The following is a 23,441-nucleotide window of genomic DNA, read 5'->3' as shown; positions in this document are numbered from 1 at the left end:
TACCCTTGTGAAATTTTACAAAACAGATCTAAAGGTCCTGCTCCTAGCAAGGAACCTTTAGATTATCTACAATCACTAACTATCGTGACTATATTAAAGTAATAAAAAATCTAGTTCCTCTTGACTTATATCTGCTGAATCAAAATCTGAGGCTGTAAACTCCTGACTCTGCTGAGCTATTGTTTCTGTAATTATATCTTGGAGGTTTCTTATAAATAAATTACTAACCTTATCTATAGTTTCCTCTGCAAAAGCTTTACTATTATAATACATACTAATTTCTAAATAGCCCTCTTTAACTAAACAATTAATATCTAATTTAGCCGTCATATTATTTCTGTCACTTGTTTCACTTGTAAATGTTAACGATGAGAATGGTTCATTTGTAATAAATTGATCTAGTTCACCAAGATAGTTAAAACGTATTTCGATTATTTGCTCATTAGATGCATTTAATTTGTTTTGCAAATATTTTAGAACCCCATAATTTAATCCTTTATTAGGAATAGAGCGCAATTGCTCTTTAGTCCCTTTAATTTGCTCCCCTATTTCGCCTTTTGAAAGATGTAATTTCACTGGATACATAGTAGTAAACCATCCAATAGTACGGTTAATATCTATTTCTTCTATCTCTCTTCCATGTCCCTCAAGCTCAACCATAAAGTCAGTTTTTCCTGACCAATCATAAAGGGTTTTCACTAGAGCTGTCAGCAATAAATCATTGATATTCGTATGATATGCCCTATGCGCCTCTTTCATTAGCAAACTAGTTTTTTCTTTATTCAATCTTGTTTGTACACATTTCATATGAGTCATATTCCAGTCAGTTGTTTCAAAGTCATTAGGTAGTTCAAATTCTTCGCTAAGAATAGTATTCCAATATTCTATTTCTGAAAGCACCTCTAAACGTCCGCTATACTCATACATAAATTCAGCCCACTCTTTGACTGAAGCGGTCTTCCTTGGTAACCTTGGATTTTCGCCTTCCATACGCATAGAATATAATGAAGCTAAATCTTCAAGAAGAATCCGCCAAGATACTCCATCTACCAATAGATGATGTATAGTAATAAACAACTTTTGTCTACCATCTGCACTTTGGATAAGTACAGCTTTAACTAAAAGATCATGATCAATTTTAAAGTTCTTTTTATACTGTGAAGTAATTCGTTGTATTTCTTTTTCTTCTTCAACAGTAGATGAAAGCTGAACTGTTTCAATCACAAACAGGCGTTCTAAATGTTTATTGTTAAAAAAGGGTTGTCCTGATTCTGAATCAAAGTTCAGTCGCAAGCCATCATGATGTTCAATAAGTTGCTGGAATGATTTTTCCAATGCACCAATATTTATTTCTTCCTGAATATCTAACAAGACAGTCTGATTATAAAAATCACGGTCTGGCCAATTCAATCCAAAAAACCACTTTTCAATCGGCGTACTTCTTTTTTCTCCTACAATAATATTTTGATCATATTGCTTTTTATTAGCTAATAAATCTAAATTAGCACAAATATCAGCAACAGTTTGTAACTTTAAAATATCCTTTACTAAAACTAGGTATCCAGCTTCATTAAACCTTGATGCAATTTGAATAGCCTTTATTGAATCCCCGCCTAATTCAATAAAATTATCATATACCCCTATTTGCGAAACCTTAAGAACTTCTATCCAGATATCTAGCATGATTTTTTCAATATCAGTTCTTGAAGAAACGATATTATCTGTTGATCTCGGAGATTTCTCTATTTTTGGTAATGCTTTGCGATCAATTTTTCCAGTTTGTGTAAGAGGCATTTCTTTCAAACTAACAAAGTATGTTGGTATCATATAATCAGGTAAAATGCCGCTTAAATACTTACGAACATCTGTAAAATCAATCTCTGTTCGTCCCACAACATAAGCACAAAGATATGTTGTATCATTTTCATCTTTATCCACCTTAATTACTGCTTCATCTATATATGGATAGTCCCTTAAGCATTTCGTAATTTCACCAATCTCTACACGATTTCCTCTAATCTTTATTTGCTCATCAATACGCCCTTTATATTCAAGATTTCCTTCCGGTAACCAACATGCTAGATCTCCAGTTTTATACAACATACCTTCACCAAAATAATTCGAAACAAATACATCTTTATTTAAGTCTTCGTGATTCATATATCCCTGTGCTACTCCTGTACCTGTAATACATAATTCCCCCTGCACTCCAATCGGCTGAATTTGGCCAATCTTATTGAGAACGTAGGCTTGATAATTTGGAAATGGTTTTCCAATAGGGATATTATTCGATATAGTTGAGTCAATTGAATATTTAGTAGCATACACAGTTGTTTCTGTAGGTCCATAAATATTCTCAAGATGTACCTTGGGTAAAATGCTACTTATTTGAGAAGCTAGTGTAGTAGATAACGCTTCCCCAGCAGCAAAAATATAACGTAATGTAGGTAGCTTTTCTTCTAAATTCTCAATCTTATAACAAAACAAATGTAGCATAGAAGGTACAAAATTCACATGTGTTACATTATGCTGACGAATACTCTGTATAATATGATATGGCTCTTTCTCACTTTCAGGCTCCAAAATAACTAGTTTCCCCTTACCAGCAATCCATCCAAAAAGCTCTGTGATAGAAACATCGAACATATAATTTGTTTTTAAAAGATAGGCGTCTTGTGATCCAAGTGGATATAATTCTTCCATCGCATACAAGAGGTTCATCATATTTTTATGTTTAACCATTACACCTTTAGGATTCCCTGTTGAACCTGAAGTATAAATAATATATGCTATATCATTTAAATCATTTACTGGCTCTGGATTATAAGTTGGACCTTCGTATAGCAGTGTATTGTCTAACAAAAGAATTTCTCCCGTAAAGGAAATACAATTGGTCAAGGAAGACATTGTTAATAACACTTCTACCTTACTATCCTCCAAAATATACTCAATTCGTTTTTTAGGAAGGTTGGGATTTATAGGAACATACGCTCCACCTGCTTTAAGAATTGCAAGAATTCCAATAACCATTTCCATAGAGCGCTCTATCATGATACCAACAGGTTGATTTGCTACTATACCTTTATTACGCAAAACATGGGCTACTTGATTTACCTTTTGATTTATTTCGCAAATTGTAAGTTTTTTCTCTTCAAATACAAGTCCAATACGATTATCAACTGTAGCTTCTTCTAGTAGCTCTACAATAAGTTTATCCATAGGATATACATTCTCTGTTTGGTTAAACTCAATCAACAATTGCGTTTTCTCTTCTAATGATAACAAATCAGCCTTATCTATCACTCTTTCTGCATCTTTGGTCATTAATCTTAATGCACCTATAAAATATGTCATCAATTGTTTAGCTTTTGCGTCAGGTAAAATTGAATTGATACGAATTAAATAATCATCTAAGGTTGTTGAAACAGTAAAATCTAACAGTGTATTCGTCTTTTCATACGATGTCTCTAAATCAATCTCAATTAATTTTTCATATTCTAAATCCTTATAAATATGAAAATCAATAAAATTAAACATTACATCGAAGAATGGATTTTGTCCTTGTGGTTCCTCTTCAACAGCTTTCATAATTTCTAATAAAGATAAACGACCATGTAGTTTAAGCTCAACATATTTACGATCAATTTCAATAAGCATATCTTCCCAAGTCATGTTTTTCTTAAATTTACTACGCACAGGTACAGTATTTAAGAAACACCCTAACATTTTCTCGCCATCCTCACAGATTGGACGATTATTTTCAACAAGTCCAACTACAATATCATTCTCATAAGAGAACATATTAAGAGCTGCAGTAAATGCTACAAAACAAACCATTTTAAATGTTGTATTATACCTTTTAGACAAATCTAAAGCCTGTTGAACTAATTCTCTATCTAGTACTTCAGTAAGAATTTTATTTTCTTGTTGGGATTCGGGTAACAACGAGTAAAGGTTAAAACGCTTATAATCAATTAATTCTTGTCTCCAATAATTCTTTATATCTTGTCTATTCCTTATTGCTAGCTGTTCAACAACATAGTCTTTATAAGTATTTTTTAACGGAGGTAAATAAACATCTTCGCCAATTTTTATTTTCAAATAGACGTTCATTAACTCTGTCATAAAAGAAGCAACACTCCATCCATCCATCATGGCATGGTGACAAATAAACACTAACTTAATACTATTCTCATTTAAATGAAAGACCTTCATTTCCCAGTGCATAGGACTTGTAATCTCTAATGAATGTCTGCGATTCTCCTCTAAATATTGAAGTAACCAATTGTTTTGTTCATTTTCATTCATTGCCAATAAAGAATATTCTTCTATTTCAATGCTAGATTGACGATGTACAATTTGGACTGGTTCTGAAAATTCATCTATATGGAAACTAGTCCGTAAAATTGGGTGTTTCTGGACTAAAATAGACATTGCTTTATGAAGTGAATTTAGGCAAAATCCACTTTCTTTTATTGTATATACTAGCTGATCATGATATAATGCAGAATTAGGATTTTCATAACTGTAATAAATCATTCCTTTAGAAATGTCGCTCATCGCATATAGATCTTCTATCTTTTGAAGATCTCCATTTTCTTCCTCAATAGTATGAAAAATCTGTTGTTTTAACATTTCTGTTGTATGAATTGCACTCTCATACGCTTCTTTTTCTTTTGATATATTAAGATTATTTACTGATGCTAACAATCCTCTAATTGTTGGATACTGATACAAATCACGAATCTGTACTAGTAGTCCACAAGTTTCATTTATCCGATTGATAAGTTGAATGGCTTTAATTGAATCTCCACCCAAGTCAAAAAAGCTATCACTTATGCCAATATCTACAATTCCTAATACATCTTGCCAAATACCTACAAATTCCTGTTCAGTTTCATTACTTGGCGCTTCATATTTAGTACCTCTTTGTACATTTTCTTTTATGCCTGATAATTTACGAAGATCAATTTTTCCATTTGGTGTTAATGGGAATTCTTCTAATTGTACATAAGAAGTTGGAACCATAAAGTCTGGTAATGTCTCTAACAAATGTGTACGCAACGTCGCAACCGTAACATCCTTCTCTGTCACAAAATACGCACACAGATATTTCTCTCCTTCACTTTCTTCTTGGACATTGACAACTGCCTCTTTAATATCTGAATGTTGCAGTAATTGAGATTCAATTTCTCCTAGTTCAATACGAAAGCCTCTAATTTTAACTTGATGATCTATACGTCCAAAATATTCTAGAGTTCCATCATCTAATCGCTTTACAAGATCTCCTGAGCGATATAAATATCCACGGCTTAAAAATGGATTAGTAACAAAGCGTTCAGCTGTAAGTTTAGGTTGATTTAGGTATCCACGTGCAAGTCCCTCTCCACCTACATATAGCTCACCAGGCACCCCAACTGGCAATAGGTTTTTATTCGAATCTAACACGTATGCCGTTAAAGTTGGGATTGGTAATCCTATATTACTAATATTACTTTTCATTTCCTCCTCTGTAACTTCTTTATAAGTTACGTGTACTGTTGTTTCTGTAATACCATACATATTCACAAATTTTACATTCTTATATTTTTGATAGAATGGTAAAATCTGAATTGGTGCTAGTGCTTCTCCTCCAAAAATAACCGTTCTAAGGTTAAGATCTGTACTAGAATTTTGCATTTCTTCTTGAATCAATCTATAAAATGCACTTGGTGTTTGATTTAAAATTGTTACCTGCTCATTTTTAAGTATTTGTAAATAACTTTGAGGATTTTGTGCTACATCCCTTGGAATAATAATTAATTTCCCACCATACAGTAGTGCACCATACATTTCCCATACTGAGAAATCAAAACAATAAGAATGAAACATCGTCCATACATCTGTATTAGTAAAGTTAAATGGCATTTTTGCATTGAACATGAGACGGATCACATTTCTATGTTCAATTAGCACACCCTTTGGTTTTCCTGTTGTCCCCGATGTATAAATAACATATGCAAGGTCAGAAGGGGTATTTATACATGCTAAATTCAATGTTAATTTATTACAAACTTCTATACAATGAATATCTAAAACTTCTCCAGTAAAAGCAATTTGTTTGTTTACTTCGCCATTAGTTAACAAAATTTGGCATTGGCTATCCTCAAGCATATACGTGATTCGTTCTTCAGGATAAGAAGGATCAATTGGTACATAAGCACCACCTGCTTTTAAAATACCTAATAATCCAATAATCATATCCATAGAACGATCCATCATAATAGCAATTAGCTTATTAGGTTTAACTCCCTTTTCACGCAATATATAGGCAACTTGATTTGCTCTTTCATTGAGTTCCTTGTAAGTCATTTTTCTTTTCCCATGTTTTACAGCCACTGTATCAGGGAAACGTATAGCTTGTTCTTCAAACACCTGATGGATTACTTTATTTTCAGGCCATTCTACTTTTGTATCATTCCATTTATATAATAAATTTTCTTTTTCCTGTTCTGTTAACATAGGAATAGCCGAAATCTCTTCTTGTGAATTATCAATCATGTACTCCAATATATTATTATAATGAGTAAGAATACGAGAAATCATTTCGCCCTTAAATAAGTCCGTATTATATTCCATACATAAGCGCAATTGATTTTTCTCTTCATATATTTGTAGAGTTAAATCAAATTTAGATGTATTGTTATTCTTAACATGCAAATCTACCAAAACACCATTCATATCAGCAGTTTGCATTGGTGCATTCTGTAGCACGAACAGCACTTGAAAGAGAACATGACGACTTGGATCACGTTTTAAATTTAATTCTTCTACAATTTTTTCAAACGGTACATCTTTATTGTTATACATACCCATAATCCGATTTTCAACCCGCTCTATTAACTTTTCCATAGTAGGATTTCCTGAAGTATCGATCCTCACTGGTAAAGTATTAATGAAACATCCAATAAGGTTTTCTAATTCTACATGATTTCTATTTGCAATAATAGAACCTATGACAAAGTCCTCTTGACTTGTATAACGAGTTAGTAAAGCCGAAAAGGCTGATAACATCACCATATACAATGTACGATCCTGTTTCTGACTGAATTGATATAACTTTCTAGTTAATTCTGGAGACAAGTACTTCTCTTTTGTTCGCCCCTTATTCGTCTGTACTACGTTTCTCGGATAATCCGTTGGTAATTCTAACACCGGAATAACACCCGATAATTCCTCTTTCCAAAACTCCATCTGTTGATTTAAATCCCTTTCAGCTAAAATCTCACTTTGCCACAATGCATAATCACCGTACTGAACCGGAATATGTGAGGCTTCCAATGCTTTTCCTGTATGAAATACATCATAAAAATAAGCTAAATCACGTTGAAATACTCCAACTGACCATCCATCAAATGCAATATGATGAATATTTATAATTAATAAATACTCCTGATCATATAATTTAAGCAACTGACAGCGCATAACTTCTTTAGCGATTTGAAACGGTTTATTTGCTTCTTGTTGTACTAATTCCTGAGCTATTTTTTCTCTCTTTTCTTCATTATAAATAGTCAAGTCTATATAAGGTAATTCAATATCCCTTCTCGATTCAATAATCTGTACTGGTTGTCCTTCTTTCTCTACAAATATTGTTCTTAATACTTCATGGCGTGCTACAACTTCTTTCAATGCTGTATATAATGTGCTTTTGTTTAATTTCCCAGTTAATCTCATAGTAATTGTATTATTATAATAAGGACTCTCTGGATCTAATTGATTTAATACCCACTGACTTTTTTGGGGATAAGATAAAGGTAAAACATTTCCCCGCTCTTCTATTGGAGTTATGTTGATTTTGTTAACATTTGCAGATGTTCCCTTTTTCTTCAATAAACCAATTAATCTTTCAATAGTAGGATTTTCAAATAAGTCTTGTACATTTAATTCACAATTGAACTCCTTTTTCACCATAGCTACTAATTGCATAGCTTTTAATGAGTTTCCACCTAACATAAAGAAATTATCCTGTAAACCAATTCCATTAACATTCAGCAAGCTTTCCCATTTCTCAACTAATTTTTTTTCATTTACCGAATACCGATGAATATAACCAGCTTTTGACTTTAATTCTTTCGAATCTATTAAAATACTTCTATCTATAACCCCTAAAGCAAGTTTAGGTAATTCATCTAGATGGTTGAAGTACAGCTTCAGCTCATTATTAATTCCTTGTTGTTTCAAAAATATTCTAGTCGCTTCATATATTTTTCCAACTACATATTTAGTATTGTTACTATTTTTAACGAGAGAAAAAAATACTTTCAACGACAATTTCTTATCTAATGGTTCCTCTAATAATTCTTCAATCACTTTCTTCAATCCATTAAGTCCTACATATAGAAGAGAATGATCTGTTCTAAATCCCATTAAAAAGGATAATAAACCAAATTCCTGAGTAATTGGCATGTATCCTTGTATACTTCCTTGATGCTTCAACAGGTCTTTCATAGCCATTCTATTGCTCATACCTACTTTATCCCAAAGACTCCATGAAAAACAAAAAGCATTCATATTCAATATGTGACGTTGATACTGAGAAAGAGCCTCAACAAAGCTATTTGCAGAAACATATGCACTTAAAGTCACACCAGATTTTAACGTTGTAACTGAAGAATTCCCGCAGAAAAAGGCATTCGGACGCCTTTTCACAATTTGATTTAAAACAAAAGAACCAAAAACTTTAGCCTCATACATTTCCTCAAGTTTTTTGATAGTTTGATCTTTCAGTAAAATTTCTTGTATAATACCAGCAAAATGAATAATTCCTGTAAGTGTACAACTGAATTTTCGTTCTGCTTCAGTTACAATTTCTTCTATCTCTTCAGCATTACTTAAATCTACTGCATAATAAGTAAGAGTACCCCCATATTCCTCCATTTGTTTTAATTTTTGAAATGCACGAATTCTCTCATTAATATTTCCATCTTGATAATGTTGTTCTTCAAACAAGGAAGTTCTACCAAGTAAAATAACATTAGCTCTTTTCTCTTTTAACAAGTAGCTAGTAATTTGTTGTCCTACACCACCAAGCCCACCTGTTATAATGTATAAGCCTTTCTCAATCAATAATGTTTCATTTTTATTTTCTTTTAATAATTCAACTTTCTTCAACCGTGGTACAAATCGTTTGTTCCCTCGATAAGCAACCACTCCTTCTTTTATATCATTCCATTCTTGAACAATTTGACTAGCCTGAAGTTTTTTGTCATCTTTAGATGCAACATCTATAACCTTAGTTGATATAGAAGGCATTTCATGAGAGATAGTTTTAATCATCCCTACCAATGTTGATTTTTCAAATGCATATTCCGCTGTAGGCTCTAGCATCTGTGCATCAGTAGTAACAACTATAAGTTTAACCTCTATATTATTATATAAAGATAATGTTTTAACCAAGTGTAAAATACTATATGATCCATAAATTTGTGATTTCTTTAATTCTTTTACTTCTTCAATCTTATCTTTATATGGATATGCAGCAAACAAGTGTAAAATATGTGATATAGTCATCTTATCTCTTTTAAGCTCTGCAAATAAAAGCTTATAATCTTCTTCTTTATCTACACGGATATAATATTGATTCACCGCAACCTTTTCAAAGCTGGTTCCCATCTTTACTAGGATAGTATTATTCCCCAGGGAATTTATGAGCTCCGAAGATAATTCCGAATTCTCCGCAAACAACAGCACACTCTCTTTTTTTGCTGTTTCAAACTCTTGTACTAATTCCAAATCTTTTGCGATCCATCTTGACTGGTACATCCAATCAGGAATTAAGTTTTGTCTATTTTCCAACTGAATATCGATTTTTTTCAATATTTCATCAAAATCACCTTTGACTAACTGTTTAACTAGTTCGGCATGTTGAATCTTCCCAGAATTTGTCTTAGGGAACTGTTCTTTTCCGATTGGTAAAATATATTTTGGATTAATCCCTATTTTCCTAATAACATTTTCTCGTATACTCTCAATAATATTTCCATATAGAAATTCATTGTAATTGTTACTTGGAACAAAAAAGATAACTAGAGAATCAGTACCATTTTTTTCATCATAGAAGGCACAAGCAGCTGAATATGTTATCTCTACTCCACCAACTTCTTCTACAAAAGCTTGAATTTCATAATTAAAATGATTTTTTCCATTTATAATAATTACATCTTTTTCTCGTCCTGTAATCGTTAATCGTCCCTCACGTAAAAAACCTAAATCACCTGTATTAAACCACCCATCTCCTACAAATACTTCTTCATTTGCCTTTGGATTCTTATAGTATCCTTTCATAATATTTGTACCTTTAACTTGCAATCTTCCAACTCGACCTTCTTCTATTAGCGAATTCTTTTCATCTACAATTCGAATAGATACTCCTGGAATAGGACTACCTACCTCAATGAAAGCAATGGCATCCTGATATGTTGGATCTACTATTTTGGGATAATCCGCAAGTGTCGCTTTATCTATATAATGAATACCACTTGTCTCTGAGTCGCGTTGTAACATTTTTGAAAACACAATACCAGAGGATGTTTCTGACATTCCATACGAAGGAAACATACATTCTGGAGACAACCCATATGATTCAAGAATTTTCAAAAACTGAAGAGCGACTTTAGGTACTATTGCTTCTGCCCCGTTTAAAATATGTCGTACAGAGCTTAAATCCCAATTTTTTTGAATTATTTTATTTTTACAGTCATTCACAAGCGCAAATGCAAAATTTGGTGCCCAAGTTGTAGTCACTTTATATTCTTCAATCCAATCAAGCCACTTTAATGGATTTTCAACAAATTCTTCAATAGTAGGAATAACCTGCTTACAAGCTAGATACACACTCAATATATGATACATAACAAGACCACCCACATGGTCTAGTGGCATCCAATTTAATGTTATGTCATCTTTTGTAAATCCATTGAACTGAACAGTAGCTCGAACTCGAGTTAAAATACTATCATGACTATGTTGTACACACTTAGGTACCCCTGTACTACCAGATGTCAACAGATGTAATGCATAATCATCACGATTGTAATATACGCAATTTCTGTCAGGGTCATTTTTAGATAAATCCTCAATTACTGCCACCTTTATCTCCGGAACATCCCATAAATCTTCAAGTTCTTTGATAGGTTTAAGAAAATCTAATTCTGTCAAAATAATCGGATTTTCGAACAATTCCCAAGAATTGAACAACCTTTTCACTATTGCATTGTTCTCAGTATATGTAGGAGCGATCGCTACTGGTGTTGGCAAAAATCCACCTAATATACAAGCCCAGAAAGCTGGAATAAAATTTTGGTTTCTACTAAACTGAAAAATTACCGGGTCACCTGGTTGGATGTTTAATTTCCGAAGTCCTGTTAGAATACATTGCGCTTTTTCCAGCAATTCAGGATACGATTCATACATTTTAGTGCCATCAGAAGATATATATGTAATACCTTTATCCGGTGACATATCGCTAGCTCGATACAATATCTCAGGAAGTGTTTTTGGTTCATTTAACCCCACTCTAATTGCTTCCCCTGTTGCAATAGAGAGAACTCGTTCCTCAGTATTTTCCCTATTAAGAGAATTACTTAGCACATTCCCTTCATATTCCCCAATATCTCTACGCTCTGGAAACAAATCATACAAATGATAAAAAGAAGGTGTTTCTTCAACTTCCCCAACCAATACTTCTAATAGATCGGGTATATTTTCTAAATTTTTCTCAAGTTGTTTTATATGTTTCTCATCTAACAAAGTCTCCAACTTATTTGTATTCGACACAAGAATTCCCTCCTATATCACATTAAAATTAAGATAAAAATAAATAATCATAATAAATTGTTAATTTCCATGATACAATCGCTCTACTCTGACTAAGAAGTATAAAAGCTACTAATATGAGAGGTATAGTAAAAATCAAAAGTTTATATTTAGTGGCAAGTAATGATATTCATATAGACAATAAAAATAATATTTTCAATTACATTTATCATTTATACAAATTTCCTCAGAAGAATTGTTTGAATATATACTAAATTACGAAATAAACATATCATAATTTTCCATAAAAGTATATTTTTTTATCATCAACCTGATGTTGTAAATACTTAAAGGCTTATTTACAACATCAAGCGAATATTTTTATGAATAATATAAATTATGTAAAAAATAGTATGATTTATTTTTTAAGTTCACAAGAGTCCTTACTCTAAAAAAAATTTAAATTTAAATTTAAATTCTTCTTGCAAAATAACAAATATTAATAATATATTTATATTGGACATCCTAATATTTCTATTTATTTACATTGGAGGGTAATTTATGAATGAAATTCTTCGCTATTTTGGAACTGATTCTCGAAAAACTAAAATAATTTTTCTTCCCTATGCAGGAGGTTATTCACTTGCATTCCGTTCTTTACATCCCGATCTAGAAAATTATTTTCAAATTATCTCCATCGAACCACCAGGTCACGGTACAAGTCGTTTACCCCTTGTATCGGATATCAAAGAGCTCGTAGAACTCTATCTTAAAGCAATTTTGCCTGAAATAAAAAACCACTCTTTTATATTATTTGGTCATAGTATGGGGGGACTTCTATCCTATCTATTAGCACAAAAACTAGAAAGATTGGGTATCTTTCCAGAACATATATTCATCTCAGCAGCATGCCCACCCGATTACAAAAAGGAAATTGTATCCGATCTAACTGATAATGATTTTTTACAATACCTTATTAAACTTGGTGGAATTCCCTCTGAATTATCTAAAGAAAAAGATTTTTTGGAACTATTTTTACCTGTGATCCGTTCAGATTTCAAGGCCATTGAGCTATTTGAACATGAAGATTATACACTTATCGAATCACCTGTACATATTTTTAATGGCGTATCCGATAGTGCTCCATACAAATTTGAAAAAAATTGGTGTAAATGGGTTAAACATGCTGATTTTCATTCATTTCCTGGTGGGCATATGTTTTTGCTAGATATCCCAAAAGAAGTAGCTGAAAAAATTAAATCCTTAGCACTAAAAAGAAGTGAAGTTTAAAATGTTACAAATATACGCTGTGAAAATTTCCGAGGAATTCAATTTACAAACATTAATACCATTATCTTATATTCTTCCTGCAGAAAGACAAGAAAAAATCCAACGATTTATTCACAAAAATGATGCCATACGTTCACTAATAGGAGACATCCTATTACGTTCACTTATTTTTAAATATCTTGGCCTATTGCCTCACGAAATACAAATTACTACAAATCGCTATGGTAAACCTTATTTACAACATAATAAATCATTTCATTTTAATATATCTCATTCCGGAGACTGGATTGTTTGTGCTGTTGACGAAAAACCTGTTGGAATTGACATTGAAAAAATAGAAAAATTAAATGTAGCAATCGCTGCAGAATTTTTTGCACCAGAAGAAACTTCTAATTTGCAAAAGAAAAGAGAAGAAGAGAAATTGTTATTATTTTACAGATATTGGTCGCTGAAAGAAAGCTATAGTAAAGCATTAGGTCTTGGATTATCTTTACCTTTTCACAGATTTTCTATTCAATTTATAAAAAATGAAATATTGGTAAAATCAGATGTGAAGCACCCTCTTTGCCGGTTTAAAGAATATCATTTAGCAGACAAATATGTTATGTCCCTGTGTACTTTTCAACCTTACTTTCCTGAAGAAGTTCAAATATTAACATTAAAGCAGCTCTATAATTTTTTCTATGTATGCCAATCAACAAATCTAAACAAAAAAATTAATTAATAATATTACATAAAAACATGGCTTTTTAAACTTCCGACAACTCGTTTTATGGCTAACTAATATCTTGCTAACCATAGATAAAAACACAAAAGTATAAAATTCCTGTATCATTCGATACCTTTAATATCACACAAGAATCTACAAGAAAAATTCTCAATATCTATATAAACATACATATCCAAAACAAACATATTACCTTATACCAAAAGAGTATTATTCAATTCCGCTTGTAAAACGAAATGAGTCCGATACCAAAGGTACCGGACTCATTTCGTTTTATTGATGAACATGATCTTTAAGTAGTTTTTTTATGATTCATAAAATTCATTTTCTAAAGATGCTGTTTTTCTTTTTACATATCCCATTTCTTCTGAAACTAGTTTATTCTTGCGCCACTTATCTAATGACATATAGAACACTGGAATAATAATTAACGTCAGTAAAGTAGAAGTTGTTAAACCACCAATTACAGTTATCGCCAATCCTTTTGAGATTAATGCCGTTGATGCAGAAACCTCAGATGAAATTGCCATTGGAATCAATGCACATATTGTCGCAATTGCTGTCATTAAAATTGGTCTTAACCGTATTTTGGCAGCTTCTATAATTGCTACAGTTAATTCCATCCCTTCCTTACGATTGGTTTCAACTCTATCTAATAAAACGACCGCATTTGTCACAACAATACCAATTAGCATAAGTAAACCTATCATCGCACTCATAGATAACGTTTGTCCAGAAAGTAAGAGTGCTGTTAAAGATCCTATAGGAACAAATATTAATGAAGATAAAATAATAATTGGTGTTAACAATCCACCAAACGTAATACTTAAAATGAGAAACACTAATCCCACAGCAGACCCAATTGCTAATCCTAATTGCTGAATCCCTTTAGAAATATCTTCTGTACCACCACCAATTTGAGTAGTTACCCCTTTTGACAATGATAACGCTTCTACGTCTTTTGTTATCTTTTCTGTGGCCTCAATTATATTATTGTCTTTTACTTGTGCTTCTACTTTTGCAGTAACCTTTCCTTTCTCATGTTGAATTACAATAGGTGTGTTTGCCTGATTTATATTCGCTACTTCTTTTAACTTAATCATTCCTTCAGCAGTAGGAATATCGATATTCAATAATTGATCTTTATTTGTGATTTTCCGATCGTACTCAATTAGAAAATGTGACTTTTCATTATTAAGTTTAATATTATTAACATCTATTGGCTGCAGCTGTTCATTGGTTATAACAATTAATTGCGCAGCATTTAATCCTAGCTTTTTCCCTTTCTCGTTTAATGATATAATCCATTTAGGCTTTACTGCTTCTATATTACTTTTTACACCCTTAAGATTTTCATTCTTTTTTAGTAAATTTTGTACTTCCTCTGTACTTTTTTGCAAAGCTATTAAATCTTCACTATATAGATTAACCTCGACCGTATTACCAGTTGTAATTTTCGTTGGTTCCTCATCTACTTTCACAATCGCCTTTGGTTCATCCTTTTCTAATATTTTTCTAATTTCCTTTTTCCATTCAGAACTAAGACTCTTTGCTACACTATTCTTTTTCAAATGAACTTCAAAATCCGCTTGATTTTCTTGAACCTCTCCTGTAAGTTCGTCTCGCATTCCTATAGAAACATTTGCATAATCAATTTCTTTTTTCTCTTTTAAATACTGCTCTATCTTTTTTGCAGCATTATCCGTTTTTTCTAATTTAGTTGTTGGAGGCAATTCCATCGTTATATAGAGTGAAGATGAACTGCCTGCTGGTAAAAACGACAGCCCTAATGATGGGACCAAAGAAACCGAAACCAAAAGTAGTATAAAAGCACAAGCTGTCACGCTTTTTCTTCTTTTTAATGCAAAACGCAGTATCTTTTCAAAAATTAAAACTCCTTTCCCGACAGTTTCTTTATGTTTAACTTTTTTAAAGAATATAGCCCCGAGAACAGGAATTAACATAATTGATACCAATAACGAAATAAAAATTGAAGCAGCTACGGCTAGCGAAAATGGACGGAAAAATTCACCAATTATACCACCAACAAATACCATTGGTAAGAATACAACAATTGTTACTAGTGTAGATGATGAAACCGCCCTCATTACTTGTTTAGTCGCCTGCAACGCAATTTCTTTTTTAGATATTTTCAAATTAGTATTTTCTTGCATCCAACGATACATGTTTTCTATGACAACTATACTATCATCTACAATTCTCCCAATAGCTACAGCAAGTCCACCTAATGTCATAATATTTAATGTATATCCAGCTTGATGTAGAATTGTGATTGTTGCGAATATTGAAACAGGTAATGAAATTATAGAAAGTATTGTTGCACGAAAATCTCTTAAGAACAAAGCAATTACAATTACTGTGAATATAGCTCCGTATAATCCTTCTTTAATCATTTTTGAGATAGAAGTTTCTACTTCTTCACCTTCATTATAAATCGGATATATACTGTAATTTAGTTGTTTTTTATATTTCTGTATAATCTCATCAACTTTTTTTGTAACCTCTACTGTATTCGCAGCATCTTCTTTATTTACTTCAATTAGAAAACCTGGCGTTCCATTATAACGTGCAATCTCTTTTTGCTGTGATATACTCTTAATTGTAGAAATATCCGACAACTTCACATTTGGACTACTAGGTTGACCCACTTCTCCCGAATTAGAATCTAATAAAATCCCATTTAACTCCTCAATCTTTTTTATATCTCCATCTAAACTAACTGGTATAGTTGTCCCATCTTCATTTACAGATCCTACTGTAACTGCATGACTATTAGATTCTATTGTTTCTTTTACTTTATTCAAAGTAATTCCAAGCTTTTGAGCTGTGTCTTTATTTATTTCAATAATCCATTTTTTATTTTTCTTTCCAGTTAGCGCAGCATCAGAAACACCATTTATTTTCTTAATTTCAGGTATTATGGTTTCTTCTAATGATTTTTGTAATTCATCAGTATGTTCTGATGTTATAGCTACTTGATAGATAGAAGATAACGACTGCGAAATATTAAGTACTTTCGTCTCCGTTCCTTTTGGTAATTGTAGGCGATTTACTGCTTCCGTTAATTTATTCGAAGCTTGTTCAATATCTGTTTTAAATGGGTATTGCACAAATACAGAAATGCTATTACTTGATGTTGAGCTTGTTACTTTTTCAACTCCCGGTAAACTCATGATGCTTTCTTCTATTGGTTTTGTAATTTCTCTTTCTACATCCTCAGCTGACTGTCCTGGGGTCGTAATTTGAATTGCTAATGATGGAAATGACATATTGGGTAACGTTGCTTTTTGAATATTAACTGTAGAATATATGCCGCCCGCTAGCACCAATACACATAAAATTAACACTGCAATTGTATTCTTTAAACTCCACTTTGTAATATGAAACATCCTATGTATGCCTCCTTTTTATATCATTGCAGACACAGTATATCATACAAATATAAACGTAATATGAACAAAATAAGGTATATAGATAATCTAAATTTTTTTAATGTACACCTACGAAAACAAGAAAAAGAAAAGGCGTCTTTTAAAATTCAAAACATACTACTTGTCAATTACAATCATCACCACACCATATCTATTATAAGATAAATAATGAGGATTATATTCAATCCTATTGTTAGTAACGGTGGTAAAATGGTTCTCCCGCAATTTTGGTGAAGGAATAACGGGTACCATAATATCTCTAATCAACATTATTTCAAAAACATATTATGTAGTTTGATAGAGTACCTTTCTACTCAGTAAATCCAACTTAGCTCGTCCATACATTTGTCGTTTGATAACTTCTAGTCGATTAACGTGACCTTCTACAAGTCCATTACTCCAAGAATAAGATAAAGCATGTTTCACAGCCTCTATATCCGTTCGGATATATTTGATAAATTGTTGTATTTCAGGTATCTCATTTTCTTTTGCTTGTATCAACCATGTTTCGAGCACTTGCTCATTCTTCTGTTCATTCAGCAACTTCTGAAACGCTTGTATGATAGACTTCAGCCGATACAGTGTTTCATGTTCCTCAAATAATTTGTCAAAGTTAGTTTGTTCTTCGCAGGTAGGAATTCGTTTGAACCATAGATACGCTTGTAATTTATATCTAGAAATCGTTATTATGTCTTCGTCTTTTTGATTTCTTACCCGCTTTTTTAATTTTGTCATGTAATCCCTTAGCGTTGACAGTGACTTATTGTAGCCGTGTTCTTGTATTACCGAATAAATATGCGTAACAGTTGCCTGTGCTTGTAAAAGTTTCCGAATTACGGGAAGATACGGATCAGCACTATGCCGTTTATATTTTGCCCGTTTCGGAGGGATTTTTAATTGCAAATATTTATTCAGTGTTTTTCAATCAATTGTGAATTCCCTTATTATATCAACTTTCTTACAACCCTCTTTATATCGTGCTTGTATGTGTTTAATGAGTTGCCACTTCTTTTTTTCACCAACGGTGAGAGTAGAGTTGTTTTGAATAGAAAGAACATGTTTTTCGGGGTGTGCCTTTGTAAATGAAATGCAGATTTTTCGTGGAAACAGCTTTTTTAAATACTGTTCCACCTTTCGGCTCAAGTTATGAAATAGATGCCAACGGTCTGTAATTTGAATCGCATTTGGCCTTCCTTCTCGAATCCCCTTCGCAAATTCAGCGGAACCGTCTCTTGTGACAATTTGAATGGATGGATACTTTTGTAACCAGTTTGCAACTTCTTGTACTGTACGATTTGTAAGAAGAGCAATGGGTTTTCGTGTCTGTAAATCACAGACAATACTTCCGTATTGTTGTCCCTTTTTCATTGCCCAGTCGTCAATGCCAATCATGGTGGGCTCAGTAATAGAAGAGATTTGTTCCTTTCGAATAAGATAAAGAAAGCTGTCTGGACTAATAGGTGTGCCATATTGAACTGAAACTTTACTAGCAGCTTCCGCACTTAGGGTAAAGGCAAGGTGCTTAAGAAATGATGTAAGGCGATTGGTACGTCTAGCATATGGAAGCCACCATGTAGCGTTTCGCTCTGTAAAAATGCGTTGAGAACAAGTTAGATTGTCACAAAAAAACTTTCTAGCTCTAACATGTAAATTAACTTGTAAGGATAGAATGGGAATATCTTTGATGACTCGCCAGTATCGACTATGAACACGCGAAGAGTGTTTGTGGCAGGATGGACAACAATTGTAAGTTTGATGAGACTGAACATAGAGCTGTATATTAGAATCGTTCGCTATATAAGATAACAGGTTCCAATCCTTATAGAATTCTTGCAGTTCCAAGTAAAACTCCTCCCATAATGACTTTTTATTACTATAATATCATGAGAAGGCTTCACCAAAATTGCGGAAGAACCAATTTCAATACGTTATTGACACCTATAATAAGAGATATATGGAAATGAAAAAAAACTACCAATTTCTTATATTCTAAGATAATCAGTAGTTTGTTCTACACCTCTAAATTTGCAAGTAAGTTTATTAGATTCATTTGACCTTATTATGAAGTTCTGGTTATACAATCAATATAACCTCTCTTTCATAATTTATTTATCTAATCGATTCAATTACTAAGCTAACAAGCAACATTCATAATAAAAAGATCCAAAGCAATAACAATCATTTAATAGTAGACAACAAAATTAGTACACGCACTTATATTAATAGGATTATAACTTATGAAATTAATCTAATTAAATAAAGTATCTTTAATAAGAGGTATCATCATCTTTGTATCACTACTCTTAAATCATAACTCAGTTATATTATATATTTAATCGCAGTCTGTTTATACGGTAAAATAATAGTGAATATTGTCCCCTTTTCTAAGATACTTTCTACTTCAATTTGGCCATTATGAAGTTCAATAATTTTTTTTACAATAGACAATCCAATTCCACTTCCATTATGTGTCCTCGCTTTATCTACTTTATAAAACCGTTCAAAAATATGTTCTTGTTCTTCTTTAGCCATACCAATACCTGTATCCATGACTTTAACAACAACTTTCTTAGCCAAACGCTTCATACAAATTGAGATTTTGCCTCCTTCCGGTGTAAATTTAATACTATTCTGAATTAAATTTGTCCATACTTGACTTAATTGATCATCATCTCCTTCAATCATTACAGGTAATAATTCTAATTCAATTTCGATTTTCTTTTTTGACCACTGAGGCTCGTTCAGAACCATTATATTGCGCAGTTGTTCATCTAAAGCAATACCCGTAAGGTGAAATGGATGATGGTTAGATTCAAGAGAAGCTAATTTTAGCAAATTAGCACTCAATCTTGATAATCTTAAACTCTCTCTCTCAATAATCTCTATATATTCTTTTTTCACTTCTTCAGAAAGATTCGGTCTTTTCAATGCTTTTGAAAAACCATAAATTGAAGTAAGGGGAGATTGGATTTCATGTGACACATTTGAAACAAATTCCTTTCTCATTGACTCTAAACTTTCTAATCCTTTAATCATATCCTCAAAACTTTTTACTAATACACCTAATTCATCTGTTCTGTTTGTTTTTAATTTAATATTAAAGTTACCTCTTGCTACTAATTTTGTAGCTCTTGTAATATGTTGTAATGGCTTTATAAGATACCTAGCTCCTAATAAAAAACATACACTTCCAATTCCTAATATAAGAAAAAAAGTTGTATTTAAAATTGGCGACCATATTGTAGAATTTTGTTTGTTTAATAATAATTGTATAACAATAGCATACCGTTTTTCTCCATTCTGAAATGGTAATCCAACAGCTTGTGCACCTTTACAATCATTCGTACAATCTTCACGATAAACTTTGCCCTCCAATATTTTCTTTATTTCTTTTTCCGATATCTGACGAACATCTCCCCCATGTCCATAGCGTCTTTCGAGACCTTCGTAACTATATAAAGAATAAATGATTTGTTCCTCAGTTATTACACTCATCATTGAATCAACCTGCTCTAAATTGTTTTCTTGAAAAAGAGCAACAAACGCTTTACCTTTTCTCGTTAAATATTGATCAGTTTCTTTATTTATTTCCTTATAATGTAAAAAAATAGAAACAATCACACCGACAACTAGACTTAATATAACTGTGGCTAAATATACTAAAACTATACGAAAATACAATGTCTTCATTGTTTTATTTGTAAACGATAACCTAACCCACGAATGGTTAAAATTTCGAAAGAATCCGTCAACTTATCGAATTTCTTTCGAAGACGATTGATATGAACATCTACCGTTCGTTCATCTCCTTCATAATTTATATCCCAAATCTTTTCTATTAATTGTCGACGTGTAAACAATTTTCCAGGGTAACTCATTAATGTATACAACAATTCAAATTCCTTTAAAGGAACAGAATATACTTTTTCTCTTATCTCCACAGTATGTGCAGAAGCATCTATTTTCACATCCTCAATTTGAATAATTTGTTCTTTAAAAATACGATATCTTTTTAAAAGAGCATGTACTCGTAATCCAAATTCAGTTGGATCAAATGGCTTTACAATATAATCATCTGTTCCTTTTTGAAATCCCTTGATTTTATCCGTTGTTTCCCCCTTTGCTGTCACCATCAAGATTGGCATGTCGAAATAACGTCTAATCTCTTCACATACACCCCAACCATCTAATTTAGGCATCATAATATCTAAAATCACCAAATCAATTGTAACTTCATGAAGCAGATAAACAGCTTGCTCGCCATCACGTGCTTCAATTATGTCAAACCCTTCTGATTCTAACGATAATTTAATTAATTTTTGGATATTACAATCATCTTCAGCAACCAATATACGTACCATATACTATCTTTCCTCCTTAAAAGTAAGTCACCTATACTTTTACCTGAAAAATTCAATTAAAAGTAAAATCCCCATCTAATTCCTTTGTAAATACATTATCAAAAACAGATGGGAGCGATAAGTTCCGTGATGTTGTTTGAAAAACATCTGTAAATAACACTATCGTTTCATTCATATAATTTAACATTCTTAAGACAATTTGGCTCGAGATATTCAATTGTTTCGCTATTTCTCGTTGACTATAATCATATTGTTAGTATAATCTTCGCTTAATTGTTTTTTATCTTTATCCATATTAACTATTTGTGTATTCTTTCTTACATTCTCCTATCATTATATATGCATTGTACTTACAAGCATTATACCGCTTTATTCCAGAAAATTCGACCATCTAAATTAATAGCCAATATTTCAAGAGTAAATCCATTCAAGTTTATTTACTTGTCGTATAAAAGAATTTCTAGCAGCAAGTCTTTCTCTTCTGTCCCTTGAATTAAGACATATGGAGTCCCTTAAATCTCTATTTATCCCCACTTCAAACCTCAGTCAAGGTAAAAAAGATTAGTGGATGATACCCTGACTGATGGTTAGTAGAACGAATCGGGGTTTTACGGGCAGTTGATCCCCCACCTAACTTCTTTACTTTACTAAATTTTGAGGTGGGGGTCTTACTCCCCGTTAATGCAAGATAAATTGCCTCATTTCGTTTTATACGGAGAGATTGATGGCGCAGAACCACCACTTGAGTATGTCGTACCATTGAATGATTCGACCATAGATGATAATTCTTTCGGTACTTCCTCACTTACATCTAAGCAAGTCAAGAAGGCTTACGTTGCGATAAAAGATATCAGCAAAAATGATTTCAAAAAATTGTATAACTTTCAAGAACTAATGGACGAACAACTTTATCCGCTTATTGAAGATGATAACCCGGATGAAATATTCGAATATATTTATAGTTACTTTTTAGAAATTAAGGAATTGTATAAACAAGCAGTTTCAAACAAGCAACGTGTGATTTTTTCATTGTCTAAACATGACATTACTCAACTTATTTTTAAATCAACACAATTATTAAATCTTAAAAAAAATGGATCCTATCCTTTATGATAAGATCCGTTTCCCACTAATAAAGTGAAATATTATCCTAATTTCACTTTATTTTCTTCTTCAATTTTTTCTAATGCAACAGCTACTTGTGCTTCTGTTAATTCGTGTTCTTTCATATAACGCTTGCACGGATACACGTGGCATTCGTGTGAACATGCACGTAAACATTTATGTTCATTTTCTTCTGAACATAAAATTTGTTTGTTACACTCTGAATTTGCACAGTTTACATAACGTTCACAAGGTTCATTTGTAAAGTGGTCTCTTCCGACAATAACATGTTCTTTTTGATTAACAGGAACGCTTATTCGCTTATCGAATACATAACATTGCCTATCTTCTTTTCCATTTCCATTATGTAACATTCTCTATTTCACACCATTTTTGTACATAGCCATATAATTTGCATAAAGGAAAAATTGATGTTCAAATATAAATATGGTACCGTCAATAATTTTGTGTAAATAAAGAATTCTTTTTCCTATAGGTGCTCTTTAATTGTTGTCTGTAAACATCGCTGCCATTTCTGATCGAGCTTGATTGAATTCTAAATGACAACGAGTTGTAAAGCACTGATTGTACGTTTCAAACTGTGAAACGAGGAAACTTTTTAATGATTCTTCATTGGGTAATTGTTCTTCGCGCTTCATATATTTTTTGATTTTCTTGTTAAACGATTCATATACGAAAAACTTCTGTAAT

Annotated in this window: 9 protein-coding genes and 2 pseudogenes; 3 read left to right on the top strand and 8 right to left on the bottom strand. The window is 32.1% G+C overall.

Features of this window, described 5'->3' with window-relative positions; all coding sequences use genetic code 11:
- Positions 1-93: 93 nt before the first annotated feature.
- Positions 94-11,790 (bottom strand): non-ribosomal peptide synthetase, encoded by an 11,697-nt coding sequence (locus QRE67_RS08980; RefSeq protein WP_286124539.1) that lies wholly within the window; start codon positions 11,788-11,790, stop codon positions 94-96.
- Between the two features lie 567 nt (positions 11,791-12,357).
- On the opposite strand from QRE67_RS08980, the gene QRE67_RS08975 reads away from it, so the two are divergent.
- Together QRE67_RS08975 and QRE67_RS08970 are read left to right on the top strand one after the other, a co-directional pair.
- Entirely contained in the window at positions 12,358-13,086 is a 729-nt protein-coding gene (locus tag QRE67_RS08975) for a thioesterase II family protein (RefSeq protein WP_286124538.1), read from the top strand.
- 1 nt (position 13,087) lies between these two features.
- The gene (locus QRE67_RS08970) at positions 13,088-13,810 is read left to right on the top strand and encodes a 4'-phosphopantetheinyl transferase family protein (protein ID WP_286124537.1); all 723 of its coding nucleotides are present in this window, start codon (positions 13,088-13,090) and stop codon (positions 13,808-13,810) included.
- Between the two features lie 308 nt (positions 13,811-14,118).
- Here the strand turns inward: QRE67_RS08970 and QRE67_RS08965 are convergent, their stop codons facing one another.
- From QRE67_RS08965 to QRE67_RS08945, 5 genes are all read right to left on the bottom strand, one after another.
- Positions 14,119-17,223, bottom strand: coding sequence for an efflux RND transporter permease subunit (locus QRE67_RS08965; protein ID WP_286124536.1), 3,105 nt, complete (start codon positions 17,221-17,223; stop codon positions 14,119-14,121).
- A gap of 327 nt (positions 17,224-17,550) precedes the next feature.
- A complete protein-coding gene (locus QRE67_RS08960) occupies positions 17,551-18,000 on the bottom strand; it encodes a transposase (protein WP_286124535.1) in 450 nt (149 codons plus the stop codon).
- A gap of 186 nt (positions 18,001-18,186) precedes the next feature.
- Positions 18,187-19,107 (bottom strand): ISL3 family transposase, encoded by a 921-nt coding sequence (locus QRE67_RS08955; RefSeq protein WP_286124534.1) that lies wholly within the window; start codon positions 19,105-19,107, stop codon positions 18,187-18,189.
- Positions 19,108-19,584: 477 nt separating this feature from the next.
- Positions 19,585-20,955 (bottom strand): sensor histidine kinase, encoded by a 1,371-nt coding sequence (locus QRE67_RS08950; RefSeq protein WP_286124533.1) that lies wholly within the window; start codon positions 20,953-20,955, stop codon positions 19,585-19,587.
- Positions 20,952-21,626, bottom strand: a complete 675-nt coding sequence (locus QRE67_RS08945) for a response regulator transcription factor (RefSeq protein WP_286124532.1) — start codon at positions 21,624-21,626, stop codon at positions 20,952-20,954. The genes QRE67_RS08950 and QRE67_RS08945 overlap by 4 nt, the downstream gene beginning before the upstream one ends.
- Before the next feature lie 681 nt (positions 21,627-22,307).
- Between QRE67_RS08945 and QRE67_RS08935 the strand changes: the two genes are divergently transcribed.
- Positions 22,308-22,739, top strand: a complete 432-nt coding sequence (locus tag QRE67_RS08935) for a DUF1877 family protein (RefSeq protein WP_286124531.1) — start codon at positions 22,308-22,310, stop codon at positions 22,737-22,739.
- A 32-nt stretch (positions 22,740-22,771) separates the two neighbouring features.
- On the opposite strand, the pseudogene QRE67_RS08930 reads toward QRE67_RS08935, so the two are convergent.
- Positions 22,772-23,077: pseudogene (locus tag QRE67_RS08930) on the bottom strand (oxygen-dependent tRNA uridine(34) hydroxylase TrhO); the annotation flags it as partial.
- A gap of 156 nt (positions 23,078-23,233) precedes the next feature.
- Positions 23,234-23,419: pseudogene (locus tag QRE67_RS08925) on the bottom strand (IS256 family transposase); the annotation flags it as partial.
- Positions 23,420-23,441: the final 22 nt, after the last annotated feature.

The sequence above is a fragment of the Bacillus sp. DX3.1 genome, assembly GCF_030292155.1.
Classification (GTDB): domain Bacteria; phylum Bacillota; class Bacilli; order Bacillales; family Bacillaceae_G; genus Bacillus_A.
This window is presented reverse-complemented; position numbering and strand designations above follow the sequence as displayed.

Excerpts from the sequence above, each read along its gene's own strand:
- QRE67_RS08975 (WP_286124538.1), top strand. The coding sequence starts at position 12,358 with ATGAATGAAATTCTTCGCTATTTTGGAACTGATTCTCGAAAAACTAAA.
- QRE67_RS08970 (WP_286124537.1), top strand. The coding sequence starts at position 13,088 with ATGTTACAAATATACGCTGTGAAAATTTCCGAGGAATTCAATTTACAA.
- QRE67_RS08965 (WP_286124536.1), bottom strand. The coding sequence starts at position 17,223 with ATGTTTCATATTACAAAGTGGAGTTTAAAGAATACAATTGCAGTGTTA.
- QRE67_RS08960 (WP_286124535.1), bottom strand. The coding sequence starts at position 18,000 with ATGACAAAATTAAAAAAGCGGGTAAGAAATCAAAAAGACGAAGACATA.
- QRE67_RS08950 (WP_286124533.1), bottom strand. The coding sequence starts at position 20,955 with ATGAAGACATTGTATTTTCGTATAGTTTTAGTATATTTAGCCACAGTT.
- QRE67_RS08945 (WP_286124532.1), bottom strand. The coding sequence starts at position 21,626 with ATGGTACGTATATTGGTTGCTGAAGATGATTGTAATATCCAAAAATTA.
- QRE67_RS08935 (WP_286124531.1), top strand. The coding sequence starts at position 22,308 with ATGCAAGATAAATTGCCTCATTTCGTTTTATACGGAGAGATTGATGGC.